The organism is Pseudoalteromonas sp. OOF1S-7 (genome assembly GCF_022347765.1).
Lineage (GTDB): Bacteria > Pseudomonadota > Gammaproteobacteria > Enterobacterales > Alteromonadaceae > Pseudoalteromonas.
On record NZ_JAKRFZ010000002.1, the window covers coordinates 256,376 to 273,896 of the forward strand.

The window sequence follows — 17,521 nt, forward strand, 5'->3', positions numbered from 1 at the left end:
ACTTACAAGTCCATCTCCGTCATGGATTGATCATCCAGTGCCACACTGATATCGCGACCACTGACAATATTACTCAGGCGCTCAACGCCATTGTGCTGGTCCGCCGGGCCCGCACTGATAAGCTCTTCCACCCGCACCGCAAGCTGCACTGTGCTGGGGTTATCAAAGATGTCACCAACCGTGGCGCTGATCGCAAAGTGCTGGTTTAACCGCGACACCAGCTGCATGGCCAGCACCGAATTACCGCCGCACTCAAAGAAATTGTGGCGTGTTCCAAGCTGCTCGGTGTTCAAAAGCTCACAGTAACAGGCCAGGATCTTTTCTTGTGTTGCACTTTGTGGCGCGCATAGCTCGGTTTGCGTACCCTGGTTGGCGCTTGGCACCATCAGAGCGTTGCGGTCCAGCTTGCCATTGGCTGTGGTTGGCCACTGCGCCAGCCAGCACAAATATTCGGGCAGCATATAAGTCGGTAGCTGGTTTGCCAGTGCACTGCGCAGGGCGCTAATCGTCCAGCGCTGTGCCAGTTCGTCCTGTTCAATGGCGTAGGCACACAGCGCCGCCTGGCCTTGCGCTGTGGTTTTGACAAAGACACGTACATCCACCTCACCCAGCACTTTGCGCATCTGCGCTTCTATTTCACCTAATTCAATGCGGTGGCCATGCAGCTTAATCTGATGATCAAGTCGGCCATCCAGCTCAAACCGGCCATCGGCCAGCAACCGGGCCCGGTCGCCGGTGCGATAGAGCCGCTCGCTGCCATCGCCCTCCAGTTGATAAGTGACAAAACGCTCTTTCGTCAGTTCAGGTCGTGCCAGATATCCCTCAGCCAGGCCGGTACCGCCGATCCACAGCTCGCCCCATACGCCCACAGGCTGCACTGCGGCATTGGCTAAAGTGTGTTCGTTCAGCACTACCAGGCGGGTGTTGGCCACCGGCTTGCCTATAGTGATGTCTTCGGGGTCAAGGATCTGCGTTGTGGCAGACCAGATGGTGGTTTCGGTTGGTCCGTACATATTCCACAACGCTTTTGCCTGACTGAATAATTGTGCTGCAAGGACCGGGGTTAACGGCTCGCCGCCACTCCAGATTGTGAGTCCGGCCACGCAATCCGGGCGTGCCGCCAGCAGGAGCTGCCACAAGGTCGGGGTAGCCTGCATCACAGTCACCGGATGCTGGTCTATCAGCGCAACCAGTTCGTTCGGGTCGCTGCAAGCCTGCTCGCTGGCCAGCAATACCGTTGCACCGACAACCAGCGGACCAAACAACTCTAACAGGGCGATATCAAAGGCGATGGTGGTCACACTGAGCAGACAGTCGGACTGATTAAGCCCAGGCTCTTTGGCCATGGTATGTAACAGATTTGCCAGCGCACCGTGGCTTATTTCAACGCCTTTGGGCTTACCGGTGGAGCCGGAGGTGTAAATCACATAGGCGCGTTGCTGTGGCGTAATTGGCTGAGCATCGAAGGTATTCGGGCAGCGAGCAACCTCAGTTTGACGGGCGTCCAGATCGATAATATCAAGTCGGGTATTAGCAATGGCCACTGCCGCCTCACTCAGCGCATCACAGAGTAAGAACGCTGCTTTGCTGTCGCTCAGCATGTCCTGCAAACGAGCCTGCGGGAAGCTCAAATCGAGTGGCAAAAAGGCAGCCCCAGTTTTTAGCACCGCCAGTAAGGCCACCAATAGTTCCGTGCGCCGCGGCAGTGCAATGGCCACCAGCGCATCGCGACCAACGCCCCGGGCAGTCAGATAATTTGCCAGCTGATTGACTCGAAACTGTAGCTGCTCATAAGTCAGTGACTGCTCTGAGCAAATCAGTGCGCAGTGCTGCGCGCTGAGCTTTACTTGCTCACCCAATGCATCGAGCAGCAGAGGTTGTGCAGGGCTTTGGAATGCCTGCCCAAGCAGTTGTGCCCGCGCGGCCTCGTCGAGCAGGCTTAAATCAGCACATGCCTGAGCGCCCTTTACCCTGGTAAACAGGGCGATGAGCGCTTGGGCATAATTATCCATCATATCGCTGTCGTAGCGCGTGCTCAGGTATTCCAGCTCCAGCGTCCACTGGCCATCAACACATAACAAATTGCAGCTTAACTGGTACTGGCCAAAGCGGGTATCTGTGGTACAGGTCGATACGTTCAGACCAGTAAACTGTGGCAGCTGTTGTACCTTATCCAGGTTAAACAAGGTTTGCGGCAAACACACCGGCTCATGGGTTAATTCGCTGTAGGGCAAGTGCTGATGCTCGAAGGCTTCAAGCAGGCTGGACTGCACCTGCTTAACCAGCTCACCCACTGTGACAGAGTCACTGAACGCCACCACCACAGGCAAAATATTGGTGCAGTAGCCCGGTAAATGCAGGTCCAGGTCGTCCGGGTTATAACCATCACTGAGCAAGCCGCGATCAGACACCGGGATACCCACAGCAATGTGCTTCTGGCCCGTCAGCTTGTGTAGCCACAGGGCATACACGGCCAGCAAGGTTGCAAACTGGCCACAACCCTGAGACTGGCTCAACGCTTTGACTTCTGATAGCGTATCGAGTTTGAACACCCGTTTTTCAACAACAAAGCTTTCCTGGCTGTCGGCGCCAAAACGTGTGGGTAACGCCAGCGCTTCGCAAGGTGCAAGTTGGTCCAGCCAGTAGGCTTTATCCTGCGCATAGTCAGCGCTTTCCAAATAGCGCTCTACGCCCTCAACATAGGCGCTAAAGTGCACCACAGGCGGCGGAGTTACCTGACTGTTTGCGCTGCTATAGCTATAATTGCTGGCAATACGGAGCATCAGCTGTTGCAGGCTGAGCCCGTCGTAAAGCACATGGTGTGCACTAATGCTAAGCACATGTTCTTGTGCATCCGTTTGTAGCAAGTCGAACCGGCACAAAGGCTGCGCACCGAATTCAAAGGGGCGATAACGCAATTCAGTCAGGGTGATGCTGTCGCTGTGCTGAGTTAAAACCGGTTGTGCCAGCTTGACATGAGACAAAGTGAGCGGGTCGACCGAATAACACAGCAAGGGATAATCCGTGCTCAGCTGCGCGATGGCCTGAGCCAGGCGAGCTTTATCCAGATCTCCGCTTAAGCGCAGCACCGCTTGCAGATGATACGCTTTTGCGCCATGTTCAGATTTAAGTGCCAGCGCCAGTAATTGCTGCTGTGCTCCCGTTAACGGGAACTGCTCAGGCTGTGCATCAGCCGGGCCTGGCTCGCCAAAGTAACCGGCGGCTTTTAATGCCAGCACACTGTCTTTAACGGTCTGAATGATGGTATTGACGTCGGCCTCGGTGTGCGCCGCCGAAAGGAAACAATTGCGCCCTTCCCAGATAAACACGCCGCGATTAAGCATTTCATAGAAAAACACATCCAGATTCTGGCTAAAACGAAACCGGAATAAAGAAGCAAAATGCTCTATTTGCATAGGAATGCCCTGCTTTGCAAAAAATGCATTGAGCGTCTGCGCCAGATACTGGGTTTTGTCACTGACCGACTCTTGCAGCTGCGGGCCTTGTTTTTTAATTTCACTCAGCACCGCTTTGGCACTGGCCATAACCAGCGGATGCTTACAGAAAGTCCCAGCAAAAAAAGTTGTGTCCGCCTGCGGATAAGAAGCATCGCCATACTGCCAGACGCCACCATCAATGCCATCCATAAATTCATGGCTGCCCGCAACCACACCCACAGGCAGGCCGCCACCGACAATCTTGCCATAGGTTGCCATATCCGCCTGGATCCCCAGCATGGCCTGCACGCCGCCCGGATGGGCTCTGAAACCGGTGATCATCTCATCAAAGATAAGCGCAATACCCAGCTCAGCCGTGAGTGCTCTCAGCGCCTGCAAAAATGCCCATGGCTGATGCGACGGATGACGGCTTTGCACCGGCTCAACCAGAACCGCAGCAATCTCATTGCCCTGCGCTCTGATGCATTGCAGTGCAGAGTCTGCGCCATATGCAAGCACCAGGTTGTCACTGATGGCGCCGGCTCTGACGCCGCCACACATAGGCTCAACCCCGTCACCACCCGGTGCATTTTGCGCCAGGGTACCGTCATAATGGCCATGATAAGCACCTTCAAACTGCACGATTTTGTTGCGACGGGTTTTATTGCGCGCCAGGCGCACAGCAGTCATCACAGCCTCTGTGCCCGAGTTACAAAAGGTCACGCGCTCCAGGGCGGTCAGCTCGCTGATAAGCGAGGCCACTTCACAGGCCTGCGGACTTGCCAGCCCCAGTTGCAGACCGTCTTCAATTTGTTGCTCCAGCGCCTCAGTGACAAATGCCGGCTTGTGGCCAAACAGATTGACGCCAAAGTCCATGGTGATATCAATATATTCATTACCGTCAATATCCCAGATCCGACTGCCTTCGCAGCGTTTACCAAACACCGGATAAAGCAGCTCTTTGCTGGACAGACGGAACCCGGCCGACGCGCGACAATCCGCCAGGTGCGGACGATGCTCAGACACCATGGCTTTTGACAGTGGCGTTTTTGCACAGTAGCGCTCTGTGAGCGATGCCAGATGACGTTGCACGGACTGGCTGCTGGCAGCGGTGGTTATTTGCTTGTTGCCAAACCCTGGCAATACTCGGGTAGCGTCGCTTTGCGTTGTAGCCTGCGACGTTGGCGTTGCCTTTGCGGTAACCACTTGCGGCGCGGGCGTTGATGCCAGTGCCACAGCAGAAGTTTGCTGTTCGCCATTTAGGCCTTGCAACATGGCCAGTTGACGGGCAGCGACCGCTTCAACACTGTGCGCAGCATTGCTGTTGGTCACCATCGCAGCGGCCTGTAACTGCTCACGACAAATCGTGGCAACCAGCTCGGCTGGCGCGTTAACTGACATTGCTTCCGCTGGTGCTACGCGTATTTGTTCACTGTTATTTGAGTGGCTCGGTGTAACCTGCGCGGGTGTCACTTGATAATCGCTATGTTCGATGATATAGGCCACCAGCAAGTCAACCGTACTGAGCGCCTCATAAAACTGACGGACACTGAATTCAAGCCCAAACTCTCGCTCATAGGTGCGCACCGCATTCATGATCATCAGCGAATCAACACCCATTTCCAGCAGCGGTACATGAGTCTGAATATCGGCGACTGGCATAGATAACAAACGCGATAAAGTATTGAGAACAAAGGCGCGGATAGCTTCTTCGCGAGATCCAGCCGTCTGCTCTGCATTAGTTTGCGCACTCTGTTGCGTGCTTAACTCAGCGGGCAGGTCGGCTATCCAGTAGGGGCTGTGGTCAAACGGGTATAAAGGCAAAGGTACTTTGGGCAGGTGCTCACTTGACGTACTCTGCGCCAGGTCCAGCGCTAATCCGAGTTCAAACAGCCGTCCCTGCGCTGACAATAAACGCGGCAGATCGGCCCCTTTGGCGTACAGTACATGTAAAAACTCGCACTGTTCAGCCGGGCGGTTTTCCTGCAATAAACCACATAATACCGGCTTGGGGCCCAGTTCAAGCGCACAATAGGCATCTAACTGAGCCAGCTGTGCCATGCAGGCTTCAAACTGCACCGGCGCGCAGATCTGCTCAACCCAGTAGCCTGGGTCGCACACCCGCAGCGCCTCTTGCTGGCCGGTCACAGACGAAATATAAGGGATGGTTGGCTGAGCATAAGTGATTTGTGCGGCCACTTTGGCAAATTCACTGAGCATTGGCTGCATCAGCGGTGAATGAAATGCCCGCGCTGTGTTAATGGCTTTGTGGCGCACATTGGCGCTATCCAGCGCCGCGCACAACTTATCCATGGCGCTGTTGTGACCAGAAAATACCACGCCTGACTCACCATGATAAGCCGATACCGAAACCTGCTCGCTCATATCAGCCACCAGTGCATCGGCCTGCGCGCGGTCGCAACGCGCTGTCACCATGCGGCCATTGTCCGCCAGTGCATTCATCAGCCGGCCACGCTCGCCAATCAGCTTAATTGCATCGGCGAGCGAAAACACACCAGCGATACACGCCGCGGCATATTCACCAACGCTGTGACTCACCAGATAATCTGGTTTCAGGCCACGGCCAAGCCATAACTGCGCCTGAGCGTATTCAATGGCAAACAAACACACCTGGGTCCACTGAGTTTGTGCCAGGTATTGCTCACCCGGGTCGCTGTATAAAACCTCAAGCAGTCTGGGCCCCAGCGTATCGCCCAGCAACTGGTCGCACTCATCAATGGCATCGCGAAACACATCTTGGGTATCGTATAAGGCTTTGCCCATATCAGGATATTGTGCACCCTGCCCGGTAAACAAAAACACCAGTGCATGCGCAGGTGCTTGCAGCTCATTTGCACAGTGAACAAGCTGAGTGGGATCATTCAGCGCGGCAACCAGCGCCTCGCGGGTTTCGCCAACAAAAGCGTGACACGCTTCTTTGTAATGGGGCATACACGCAGTCTGACTAACAAGGGCATCAAACATCGATGGCGTTGCTGTGCTCAGCGCATTGGCATAACGGCTGGCAAGCGCTGCCAGTGATTTGGTGGATTTTGCCGACAATGGCAGCACATACCCCGAGTTTACTGACAAGGTTTTGCTATTCTGATCAGGGTAAGCAGGTGCCTGGGCACAGACCACATGGGCATTGGTGCCGCCGAAGCCGAACGAACTGACCGCCGCCAGCCTAGGATTATCACCCTGCTCAGGCCAGTCCTGGGCTTGCGTTGCAACCCGTACCGGCAGCTTTTGCCATGGAACATGGGCATTCAGCTGCGCGGTATGTAGCTGGGCCGGCACCTGGCCTTTATCCAGGCATAATAGTGTCTTAATCAGCCCGGCAAGGCCTGCACCAGACTCAAGGTGACCAATGTTGGCTTTTGCCGACCCCAACAGCAAAGGCTGATTGGCCGCACGCCCTTCACCATATACTTTTGCCAGTGCCGACACTTCAATGGGGTCGCCCAGTTCAGTGCCAGTGCCATGAGTTTCAATATACTGTACATCCGCCGGCGCAACTGCCGCACTGTGCAATGCCGCTCTGATCACCCTTTGCTGTGAAGCGCCGTTGGGAGCGGTGATGCCATTACTGCGCCCGTCCTGATTGACCGCACTGCCCTTCAGTACCCCATAAATCGGGTCCCTGTCGGCCATCGCCTGTGCCAACGGTTTTAGTAACACACAGCCAACGCCTTCACTGCGCACATAGCCATCGGCAGCACGCGAGAAGGTTTTACAACGGCCATCCTCAGCCAGCATTTGGGCATTTTCGCAGGCATCCGTAACCTCATTGCTGAGGATAAGGTTCACCCCGCTCACCAGTGCCATGGGCATATCGCCTGCGCGGATCCCGCTCAGGGCATGATGTAAAGCCACCAAAGAAGAAGAACAAGCGGTATCGACAGAGAGGCTAGGCCCGGTGAAATTATAGGTATAGGACAAACGGTTTGCCGCAATACTCAGCGCTGTGCCGGTGCCGAGATAGGCATTGCCCTGATGCGCCTTATTCGACATATTGAAGTAGTCATTCTGAGAAATCCCCACATACACGCCAACGGGCTGACCGGCCAATTCGGCTGGCATCATCCCGGCCGACTGAATGGCATGGAAGCTGGTTTCAAGCAACAAGCGGTGTTGCGGATCTATATATCTGGCCTCCGCCGGTGATATCCCAAACAGCCCGGCATCAAACTGTTCGATGTTGTCCAGATATCCACCCAGTCGAGTCTGGCCCAGCTCAGGGCACAGTGCCTGTCGAACTGCGTCTGGCACACTGATGGCATCGCGTTTTTCCGCCAATAATTGCCAGTATCCATCGACATCTGAGGCCTGTGGATAGCGACACGCCATACCAATGACAGCCACATCCATGGTACCTGGCAACGTATGTGTGGCGGGCTCGTTTCGCTCAACCTCTGGCGCTTCAGATTGCACTGTTGTGTGCTCAGCACAAGGTTGCCCCTGTACTTGCAGGCGTTCGCGTACTGACTCAAACTGACACAGATAATGAGCAAGCTGGGCAATCGACGGATGCTCGTAAAGTACCGTGGCTTCAAGCTCAATATCATGCAACTCCATCAACTCGCCGGAGATCCGCACGGCCTTCATTGAATCCACCCCTAAAGATAGAAAGGTGGCATCCACATCCAGGCTATTTGGCTGACGGTCTACCTCATCCCCCACCACTTGCTGTAACACCTTAACCAATGTCGCTTCAAGGTCTGAGTAATTAGGATTGCTTATTTCACACGACGGTTGTTCCGGTGCAACCGGAACTTGTGACGCACGTGAGCGGGCAAGTACATCAAAAGTGTCTGCAAGATAATGACGTTTATTTTCCTGTCGCTGAATTTTACCGCTGGAGGTTTTGAGGATCCTGCCGGGTTTGATCAACACCACCTCATGCGGTGTAATGCCATGTTGCTCGGTAATTGCTGAGGTGATCGCCGCAAAAATCTCTTGCTCATTGAGCTTGCGTACGGCGGTGCGTTTTACCTGCTGAACGATAACCAGGCGCTCTTCACCTTGCTCAGACAAATAAGAAAACGCCGCGCCACCGTTGTTGTCCATAGCGGCATGTGCTTCAACCACGGTCAGCTCAATATCCTGAGGGTAATAGTTTTTACCACGGAAAATCATCACGTCTTTGGCACGCCCGGTCACATACAGCTCGTCCTGATAAACAAAGCCCAAATCGCCGGTACGCAGATAAGGACCGTCATTGTCATCGGCAATGCGGGCCTGAAAAATCTCTTCGGTTTGTTTGGCTTTGCGCCAGTAGCCCTGGGCAACACTGGCGCCTTTTACCCAGATCTCTCCGGTGTGCCCCTCAGCGCAGCGCTGTCTGGTGTCCGGGTTTACAATCGCTAGCGTATGGCCATGCCAGGTGCTGCCACACGACACCGCATAATAAGGCTGATTATCTGCAGAGTTGTTATCCGTAGCGTTTTGATCATAAAAGGACTCTGTGTGGATTGAGGCTGGCGTTAATAACGAGGCCCTGCCCTGATGCATGTCCTTGCTGTCGAGCTGCAACACGGAAGGGGTTTTCAGCAAGCGCCCGCCTGTGGCAAATAAAGTGGTTTCTGCCATGCCATAACAGGGAGCGGTGGCCTCCCGGCGAAACCCACAGCGTTTAAATTTCTGATAGAAACGCTCAAGCGTGCTGGCCCGCACCGGCTCGGCGCCATTAAGCGCACTTTGCCAGTGCGATAAATCCAGGTTCGCCAGCTCCGCTTCTTTGATGGTGTCAACACACAGGTCGTAGGCAAAGTTGGGGGCACTGGAAGTGACGGCTTTGGTCTCGCTCAGCAACTTCAGCCAGCGCAGAGGCTTTTGCAAAAATGATGTTGGGTTCATCAATGCGGCAGGCGCACCAATGTAGATAGGATGCAAAATACCGAAGATCAGCCCCATATCATGGAAATGAGGCAGCCAGCTCACAATGGGCGTATTGCTGCTGTGACCAAAGGCAAGCTTCATCATTTCTTCGTTATCCATGATGTTGGCATGGCTTACCATCACGCCTTTGGGGCTCCCCGTCGAGCCCGAGGTATATTGCAAAAACGCCAGGTCTTGCGGAGCAATGCGGATATCCTGCCAGGGCATAGGCTCAACCTGCTCCACCCCCTCGCTGTCGGTGGCAATGATAGACACATTGCTGAGGCTGGCTTCGGCTTCAAATAACGGTTGGGCGATTTCGTATATTTTGCTACTGGTCAGCGCTCCGGTTGCCCCGGCGTCTTCAATAATACTCCTAAGCCTGTCGGTATTTTGGTTTTTTTTCGGTGGATAGACAGGCACAGCCACGATGCCGGCGTACAAACAGGCAAAAAAAGCTTCAACAAACTCAAATCCTGAATTGTACAAGAGTAAGGCTCTGTCGCCTCTGTCGAAGTAAGTCAGCAAACGTGCCGCTATTTTTCTGGATTTTAAGTCGAGCTCTGCGTAGCTCAGGGAAACTGCCGGTTGGTTGTCTTCGAAGAAATACTGATATGCAATGTCATTGCCACGTGTCCGGGCCAATGTCACTAAAGTAGCCACTAAGTCGTTATTCATGCCATACCCATACAAGGTTTATTGAGTAAGTTCCTTTGATCAAAACATCTGACTCAATAACCCAAAGGTAAGCGACTAAAGTGGCGTCACCCTTGCTATTAAGTACAACTGTTCGACCCGTAAAATTGGAAAAAACCAATTAATTACATAAACACAATGACAAAGTATGAGCATCCGGACTGCGATTAATCGCAAAGTCGCAGCACTCTGCCACTGTGGTTTTAAAGGTTAACTAACCGCTTAAAACCGCAAGCCATGCTAATCAACTACACCTTTACTACCGGAAGAACGCAAACCTTTGATTAGAATAGAAAACAATCAAATCTGCCTGCATTCAACCAGGTCTAAATTCTCTGATAGAGTTAATCTGGCGGGACGACAACTGAACTAAAAATACCATTCCCTAATGTTGTTTTTCTCTTCTGAACGCTGTTTTAATAACAGCTACAACGTTTCCTGTTTGACGATTTTCATATCAATGCTATCACAAAGCACTAAAAAATAAAGCAAAAATAAATACAATTTTAACAAATATGCAACCAAAAAAATCTTAACAACTGACAGATATAGCCAGCAGGCTCCTATTCTGACAGCGATGAGCAGTCTGAAAATAGCGATAGATAGCCACACAAGCTATTCGCAAAATCTAACTCAGTAAGCTGCATTGGTAAATTACAGCCGCTTACGTACCCTCACGGGTACATGTTTTGGTCTTAGTTTCCTTGGTTATTTACCCAGTGATATCTACAAACTGCTATTTTGCATGAAGTTTAGTCGCTCATATTAAAAACGCACAGATATCTTGAGCCAGGTGTATGACAATCCTTGCATAGCACGTAAAAGCCTAATGTCAGACCCATACCTAAATTGAAGACACTGTCAGTGACGAGTTTGCGCCGGATCAAATTGTGTCAGTGTTAAATCACTATACTCGTGGCTAACATCTTCCAGGAGAGAATCATATGAAAGCCGCGCTCGTCCATGCCTTTAAACAGCCGTTAGAAATACAAACCGTCGACAAACCGACTCTGACTCCAGGTTCCGTACTGGTCGAAATTGCCGCCTGTGGGGTATGTCATACCGACTTGCATGCTTGCCACGGAGACTGGCCCGTAAAACCTAAGCTGCCGCTGATCCCCGGACACGAAGGGGTGGGTACTGTGGTCGCTAAAGCACAGGATGTAACCCATCTGGCGCTTGGCGACAGGGTTGGCGTGCCCTGGTTGCACAGCGCCTGCGGCCATTGTGAGCATTGCCTGAAAGGCGATGAAAACCTCTGTCCGCAACAGCAAAACAGCGGTTACTCGGTCGATGGGGGTTATGCGCAATTTACCAAAGCTGACGCCAATTATGTGGTTAAAATCCCCGATAATGTGCCTTTTGTTGAAGCAGCACCGCTGTTTTGTGCCGGCGTTACCACTTATAAAGCACTCAAAGTGTCTGGTGCAAAACCCGGCGACTGGGTCTCTATTGTCGGCGCAGGCGGTCTGGGCCACCTGGCCATTCAATATGCCAAAGCCATGGGCCTGAATGTAGTCGCCGTAGACAGTGGAGAAGAAAAGCTGGCACTGGCACGCGATTTGGGCGCCGACATGGTGGTGGACTACACTCAGCAAGACCCGGCACAAACCATACAAACTGAGCTGGGCGGCGTTCAGGCAGTAGTCTGTACGGCCGTATCAAAATCCGCTTTTACTTCTTCCTTTCATAGTGTTAAACGCTGTGGCGTGTGTGTGCTCGTTGGCCTGCCTCCGGAGGAAATGCCCATTCCCATCTTTGATACTGTACTCAAGGGCGTCAGTGTGGTTGGCAGTATCGTTGGTACACGTCAGGACCTAATCGAGTGCCTGCAATTTGCCGCACAGGGCAAGGTCAAAGCCATCATTGAGACCAAACCCCTTGAAGCCATCAATGACGTGTTTGAGCAAATGCTGAACAGCGAAATTAATGGGCGGATCGTCCTGACGCTGGATGAATAGTGACAAATAAAAAAGGCGCAACCCAGGGAGTTGCGCCAAACCTCATAGGAAAGGAGTAAGGAAGGGAATTAATCTACCGTGGTGATCACGGTATCAATCAGGTGCACCACGCCATTGGCGGTGTATATATCTACTTGCATGACGTTGCTGCCTTCGACCTGCAAACCCGACGTTGGCAAGCTCACCTGCCACCATTTTCCGCCAACGCCCTGGCCCGTGGCATCACCTGGGTTGGTGTCTTGTGCGAACATATACAGCGGACGACCAAGATAAGCGGCCTGCATGCTGCCATCCAGCCTTGCTACCAGTGACAAACCAGGCATATTGGCTATCTGTGCTTGCGTCGCGATGACTGGCGTCCAGGTTGTTGCGCACGCATCCACACACTGGCTGTTAGCAAACGTCAGGTCGTCATCAAACACGTAGAGTGTTTTACCAGCCATAGCGGCACCATTACCAGACACTAACCTTTGGTTCGTCGCATCATACGCGACCATATCGTTGTCTGTGTTTGCCGTTGCAACAAAGTCCACCACTTTCAGGCCCAACATATTAGTAGCCAGCGTTTCAACCTGCTTACCGTTCAGGCTGAACGCCAAAGAAGAAGACGCTTCCAGTCCCAAAACATGCTGGGTAAGTACCTGAGTTAAACCAGCCTGATCAGCCAGTAACGCGTTCAGAGTGTCGGCAGGGATTTTCTGGAACGCACGATTGGTCGGCGCAAAGACAGTAAACTGCTTGCTGGTGTCGGATAACGTGTCGACCAGATTGGCAGCCCCAAGTGCGGTCACAAGCGTTGATAAATCTTCGGTTTCCATTGCTACGTCAACAATGGTTTTCTCCGTCGCCACTTTATCCATCGGCGGCATAATCACTTTATCGAGAACGTGAATAACGCCATTGTCAGCCTGTACATTGGCTGTGCGGATCACTGCATCATTGATAAACAGCATGCTGTCCACAATACTCAGGGCGCTTTTGTCGGTGTTGGCCATCGCCACCATGTTATCAGTTGAAGCGGCAATACCGGCTGCGGTATCGGACATCACGCTCTGCCCTGCCACCACGTGGTAAAGCAAAATGTCTTTTAACTTGTCTGTGTCTGCGGCCAATGCATCTAAAGTTTCCTGACCTAGAGCTGCAAACGCGGCATCAGTCGGTGCAAACACCGTAAATTTGGTTGTCGGGTCACCCAGCGTCGCGTCCAATCCCGTGGCGGTAACCAGACTTAATAAGGTATTGAAGGAACCTGCACCCGCTGCCACTTCAGGAATAAGGCCCAGAGACTCAGGGACACTGATGTTGCCCACAACCACAGCATCGAGCACATGGATCACGCCATTTGACGCTGGAATATCGGTTTGCGTTACCGTCACGCCAGCGAATTTAAGCATGTCTGTTGCGGCATCAATGGCCACGCTTTGCTGATTCTGTTCAAGCGTTGTTGCGGTTTTGCCGTTGAGCGACATTGCAGTCACAGAATCGACTTTGCCGGCCACAATATGCTGCTTGAGGATACTGCCCAGCACATCCGGATTTGCCAGTAAGGTGTTGATGGTTTTCGTACCCAGCGCAGCAAACGCCGCATCTGTAGGTGCGAATACGGTCAAATCGTCACCGCCCGTCAACGCGCCGGTGAGACCAGCCGTTTCGACTGCTTTGAGCAGAGTAGTAAAATTACCCGCCTGTGTTGCAACCTCGGCGATATTCGCGGTCGACGTTGCTGTGCTTGGCGGCATTAAAACTGCGTCGATAACGTGGATTACGCCATTGTCCGTCATGATATCGGTCTGCGTGACCGTTGCGGTGTTGATCAGCAAGTTATCACCCGACAAAGACAAGGCAAGCTTAGCACCATTAACCGTTGTGGTGGTCTGCCCGGCTAAACTGAGCGCCGCTTCGGCTGCCACTTTTGAGTCAAGCACATGGTAGGTCAGAATTTTACTTAGCGTGCCAGGGTCAGCAAGTAATCCATTGATGGTTTCCTCACCCAGCGCAGCAAAGGCTGCATCGGTCGGTGCAAACACGGTAAAAGTGCTTTCAGTGTTGTCTAAGGTTGCAGCCAGGCCCGCAGCGTCAATTGCCGCCACCAGGGTATTGAAATTGCCAGCCGCTTTGGCTGCGTCATACACCGAGTTTTCGGGTGGGGGTGTGACGACAACCTCGTTATCGTCGTCGGAACAAGCCGCAAGCAAGGCCAGAGTACTTATTAACATTATTCTTATCAGTGCTTTCACGCTCTTCTCCATCAAGGTGGTCAACATTCGAGCAATACGCAACCTAGTGAAACAAAGATCAAGAAAATTTAAAAATCTTTAAACACGCCGTTACTAGCCATGAATTAAAGACCAAACAGAAACCCTAACGACAGCAAACGCATCCCGCTGCGATTGCATTGGCAAGTCGTTAAGGTGCCGTACGTTCCTATCATGCTCGTTAAAAAGCCGATGTAATCACTTGTAATACCAAACCCGTTAACATAAAAATAAACTTAAATATACAAGCAGTAAGTATATCGATAGTAATAATGTTGTAATAAACCAAACACTAACCAAAGGAGCTACTATGAACACTTCCAGCCACGGAAGAATTGCAGTAAATAAAACAACTCTGCGTTTGCTGAGAAAAAAAAGCACTTAGCCGGGAAAAACTTGCCCAGGAGTGTAGCAACAGGCGATTACCTGTTTCGGTTTCCACAATAAAACGCGCCGAAGCAGGAAAACAAGTACTATGTCGCACCATACAGAGCCTGGCCAACTACTTTCAGGTTAGTATTGATACGCTGATTAACGATACCGATGCGCCCCCCTGGATGTATCGTCATCTGGTAAAAGGGATGTCCTCCCCCTGCTACGGCAGAGAATGGGAGCTAGATTATCTCCATGCGGTCCTCAATCGAGCACTTAATCACGGAGCTTTGCAAACCCTCTATTTACAGGGGATGACCGGCGCTGGCAAAACCAGGTTACTTGCCACGTTTGCTACGCAATTGGCGACAGCAGGCAAACGCAGTGTTACTTTTTCATGTAGTACTGCAACAGAAAGTACCTTCTCCTCGTTCTCCATCCAATCCTTTGTCAAAGCATTGATGTCTGTCACTGAGACAATACAGAGCCATGACATACGGCTGAAAATAGACCTGATCGCCAGCAGTACACTGTGTGCATTACGCCTGCGTCAATGGTTGGGAAGCCGCTTAACTCAGGGCGAAACGGATACACTTGCCCGAGTATCAGAAACTCGACTTCAGCAGTTGGATAAGCAGGTTGCCCAAAACCTGCTTGCATATGCAAGTCATAAAGGCATGGCAGCGATTATCATTGACGGGGCGCACAATTTGTCGACCAAAGCACTCCAGTTCATTCACTTGTTCACTTCGTGCGACGCTCAACAAGCGGTCACATTAATTATTTCAGCGCGGCAACAACACGCCTTTATTCATCCTCCCAAATGGCTTAGCCATGCCCACACAATTATTCTCAAGCCATTAGATCCGCATGCCATGACTCAGCTTGCAAAGCACACATTACGGTGTCAGGACATGGCACCCGATAAGCACCGGGCACGGACCGCAGATGCCATAAAACGGGCGCAGGGTAACCCGTACTTTCTCAAACAGCTTTTGTCTGACCCAGGCCCTGTCGTGGCGCTGCCTAATGCATTGCAACACTTTGCTCGTAACTGCTTAAATTCGATGCCCCGCGAAGTGGCCAGTACGCTTAAATTTGCAGCCAGTCTTGGGTTGTGCTTCAACACCCATCAGCTACAACAATTCAACGAGAATGAGAAGATCCGTGCTCCACTGTGTGTCTTGCACAAATTGCTCTGCAGCGGGCTGATCAAACAAAGTGACGATCATTTTTGCTTTGTGCACCCACTTGTTCAGGAAGCACTTAAGAGCCAGACATCAAACAACGAATTCAGTTGGTACACCTACCCACGGCATCATCACCCCAACAGGTGTCCCAACCAAGTGACCAGTAACTGACCCAATACCGGGGCTGTAAAAAAAATACATTTTCCTTGACCACACGACATGCCATCCAGCCCTCGCGGGGTGCGCATGTTTTCACTGAACCTGAAAACAAGGAAATACCATGTCCTCACTTTTGAAATTAACACCACAAGCACTTCCCTGGATTGGCAGTAGTGACGCGCTTTTTAAACTAAAACAACAAATCGCTCTGCTTGCCCAGTGCAATCTGCCAGTTCACATCATAGGCCAGCCTGGCAGTGGTAAACACTTAGCGGTAAATCATCTGCATCAACTGGGAAAGCCAGACTCACATCCATTGGTCGTGTCCTGCGTTAATCATTGGGATACCAGTTGTGCGGTCACAAAACTGGAATCTCTGATCTCACAAGCACTGGACGGCACACTCTACCTGAAAAACATAGACGCACTGGACCCCGAACAAGCCGAAGCCATTAAAGACTACTGGCTGAACCTGACCACCGCTTCCCCTGCGCCAAAACTCATTACCTCTACTACTACACAAAAACATCAACAGGCCTTAACAGATCCACAACAAAGCTCATTTTTAAGCTGGTTGCATTACCATTGTCTTGAGCTGAACATTCCTTCACTGGCAGAGCGCCGGGAAGATATTCCTGATTTGATTAATCATTACAAAGCAACCTGTCAGCACATTGCCAACCTGCAGCTAGACACACAGGCATTGGCAGTACTGACTGCCTACAGCTGGCCCCATAACGCGAAACAACTTAAACGCACTCTGGATAAGCTGTCATTCTTGAGTGGCCAGCAGGCGATCACTAAACCAACACTCATCAATATTTTCCCAGTCATGAATGAGGCGAACAAGCAATACCCCGAACCGCTTGATAGCGTACCATCGAAGCAGGTAAGCAATGAGTTCACTAAGGTAATTCAGTCTCTTATTGCCTGTGATAATGAACTTGCATTTGAGCCACAAAATACAAGCACTGAACAGTACACCGCCCCCCTTATGCAACTGCAAGCAGCGAGTAAACCTCACCCGGCCCTGGCCCGGGCACTGCAATATATCGACGAAAACTTTAAAAAACCATTGAGCCTGAGCGAAGTCGCCAGTTATGCCTGTGTTAGTCCTTCTCACTTATCATTCTTATTTAAACGTTATGTAGGTCAGTCATTTAAACAAACTCTACTGCGGATCAGAATCAAAACGGCGATGGCATTACTGCGTGAAGACCCTTATAGCCAGGTGACTGAAGTGTGCGATGATGTTGGCTTCTCTGATCTGAGCTTTTTTGTGAGAAAGTTCAAATCGGTTGTCGGTGTCAGCCCCGGAGTGTATCGCGATCAGCGTACCAAGCACTAACTCAGGTATTCACTAACGAACACGCGTTGTGCTGATTACGTTTAGTATCGGCACATAATGCAATCAAGCGTTTTACCAATATCTCACCACTATTTTACCAATCAGATTAAGCGTTCCTGCCAATTCCTCGCGACGGGCTTTTTCTATACTGACCTCAGTGTTCAGGGGCTTCATAAAGACATGATAAGCCGGACACCAAACTTGTACTTTTATTCAAAAACTC

5 protein-coding genes are annotated in these 17,521 nt (G+C 51.7%); 3 read left to right on the forward strand and 2 right to left on the reverse strand.

Annotated elements, in window-relative coordinates; all coding sequences use genetic code 11:
- Positions 1 to 2: 2 nt before the first annotated feature.
- On the reverse strand, positions 3 to 9,995 hold the full coding sequence (locus MHN33_RS03930) for a non-ribosomal peptide synthetase/type I polyketide synthase (protein WP_239395838.1): 9,993 nt from the start codon (positions 9,993 to 9,995) through the stop codon (positions 3 to 5).
- A gap of 962 nt (positions 9,996 to 10,957) precedes the next feature.
- On the opposite strand from MHN33_RS03930, the gene adhP reads away from it, so the two are divergent.
- Positions 10,958 to 11,974, forward strand: coding sequence for an alcohol dehydrogenase AdhP (gene adhP / locus MHN33_RS03935; RefSeq protein ID WP_239395849.1), 1,017 nt, complete (start codon positions 10,958 to 10,960; stop codon positions 11,972 to 11,974).
- Positions 11,975 to 12,042: 68 nt separating this feature from the next.
- On the opposite strand, the gene MHN33_RS03940 is transcribed toward adhP, so the two are convergent.
- Positions 12,043 to 14,190, reverse strand: a complete 2,148-nt coding sequence (locus MHN33_RS03940) for a fasciclin domain-containing protein (protein WP_239395860.1) — start codon at positions 14,188 to 14,190, stop codon at positions 12,043 to 12,045.
- 620 nt (positions 14,191 to 14,810) lie between these two features.
- Between MHN33_RS03940 and MHN33_RS03945 the strand changes: the two genes are divergently transcribed.
- Both MHN33_RS03945 and MHN33_RS03950 read left to right on the forward strand, forming a co-directional pair.
- Complete coding sequence (locus MHN33_RS03945; protein WP_239395862.1) at positions 14,811 to 15,962, forward strand: ATP-binding protein; 1,152 nt, start codon at positions 14,811 to 14,813, stop codon at positions 15,960 to 15,962.
- 109 nt (positions 15,963 to 16,071) lie between these two features.
- Positions 16,072 to 17,298: an AraC family transcriptional regulator gene (locus MHN33_RS03950; RefSeq protein WP_239395864.1), complete on the forward strand. Its 1,227-nt coding sequence runs from the start codon at positions 16,072 to 16,074 to the stop codon at positions 17,296 to 17,298.
- Positions 17,299 to 17,521: the final 223 nt, after the last annotated feature.

Excerpts from the sequence above, each read along its gene's own strand:
- MHN33_RS03930 (WP_239395838.1), bottom strand. The coding sequence starts at position 9,995 with ATGAATAACGACTTAGTGGCTACTTTAGTGACATTGGCCCGGACACGT.
- adhP (WP_239395849.1), top strand. The coding sequence starts at position 10,958 with ATGAAAGCCGCGCTCGTCCATGCCTTTAAACAGCCGTTAGAAATACAA.
- MHN33_RS03940 (WP_239395860.1), bottom strand. The coding sequence starts at position 14,190 with ATGTTAATAAGTACTCTGGCCTTGCTTGCGGCTTGTTCCGACGACGAT.
- MHN33_RS03945 (WP_239395862.1), top strand. The coding sequence starts at position 14,811 with ATGTCCTCCCCCTGCTACGGCAGAGAATGGGAGCTAGATTATCTCCAT.
- MHN33_RS03950 (WP_239395864.1), top strand. The coding sequence starts at position 16,072 with ATGTCCTCACTTTTGAAATTAACACCACAAGCACTTCCCTGGATTGGC.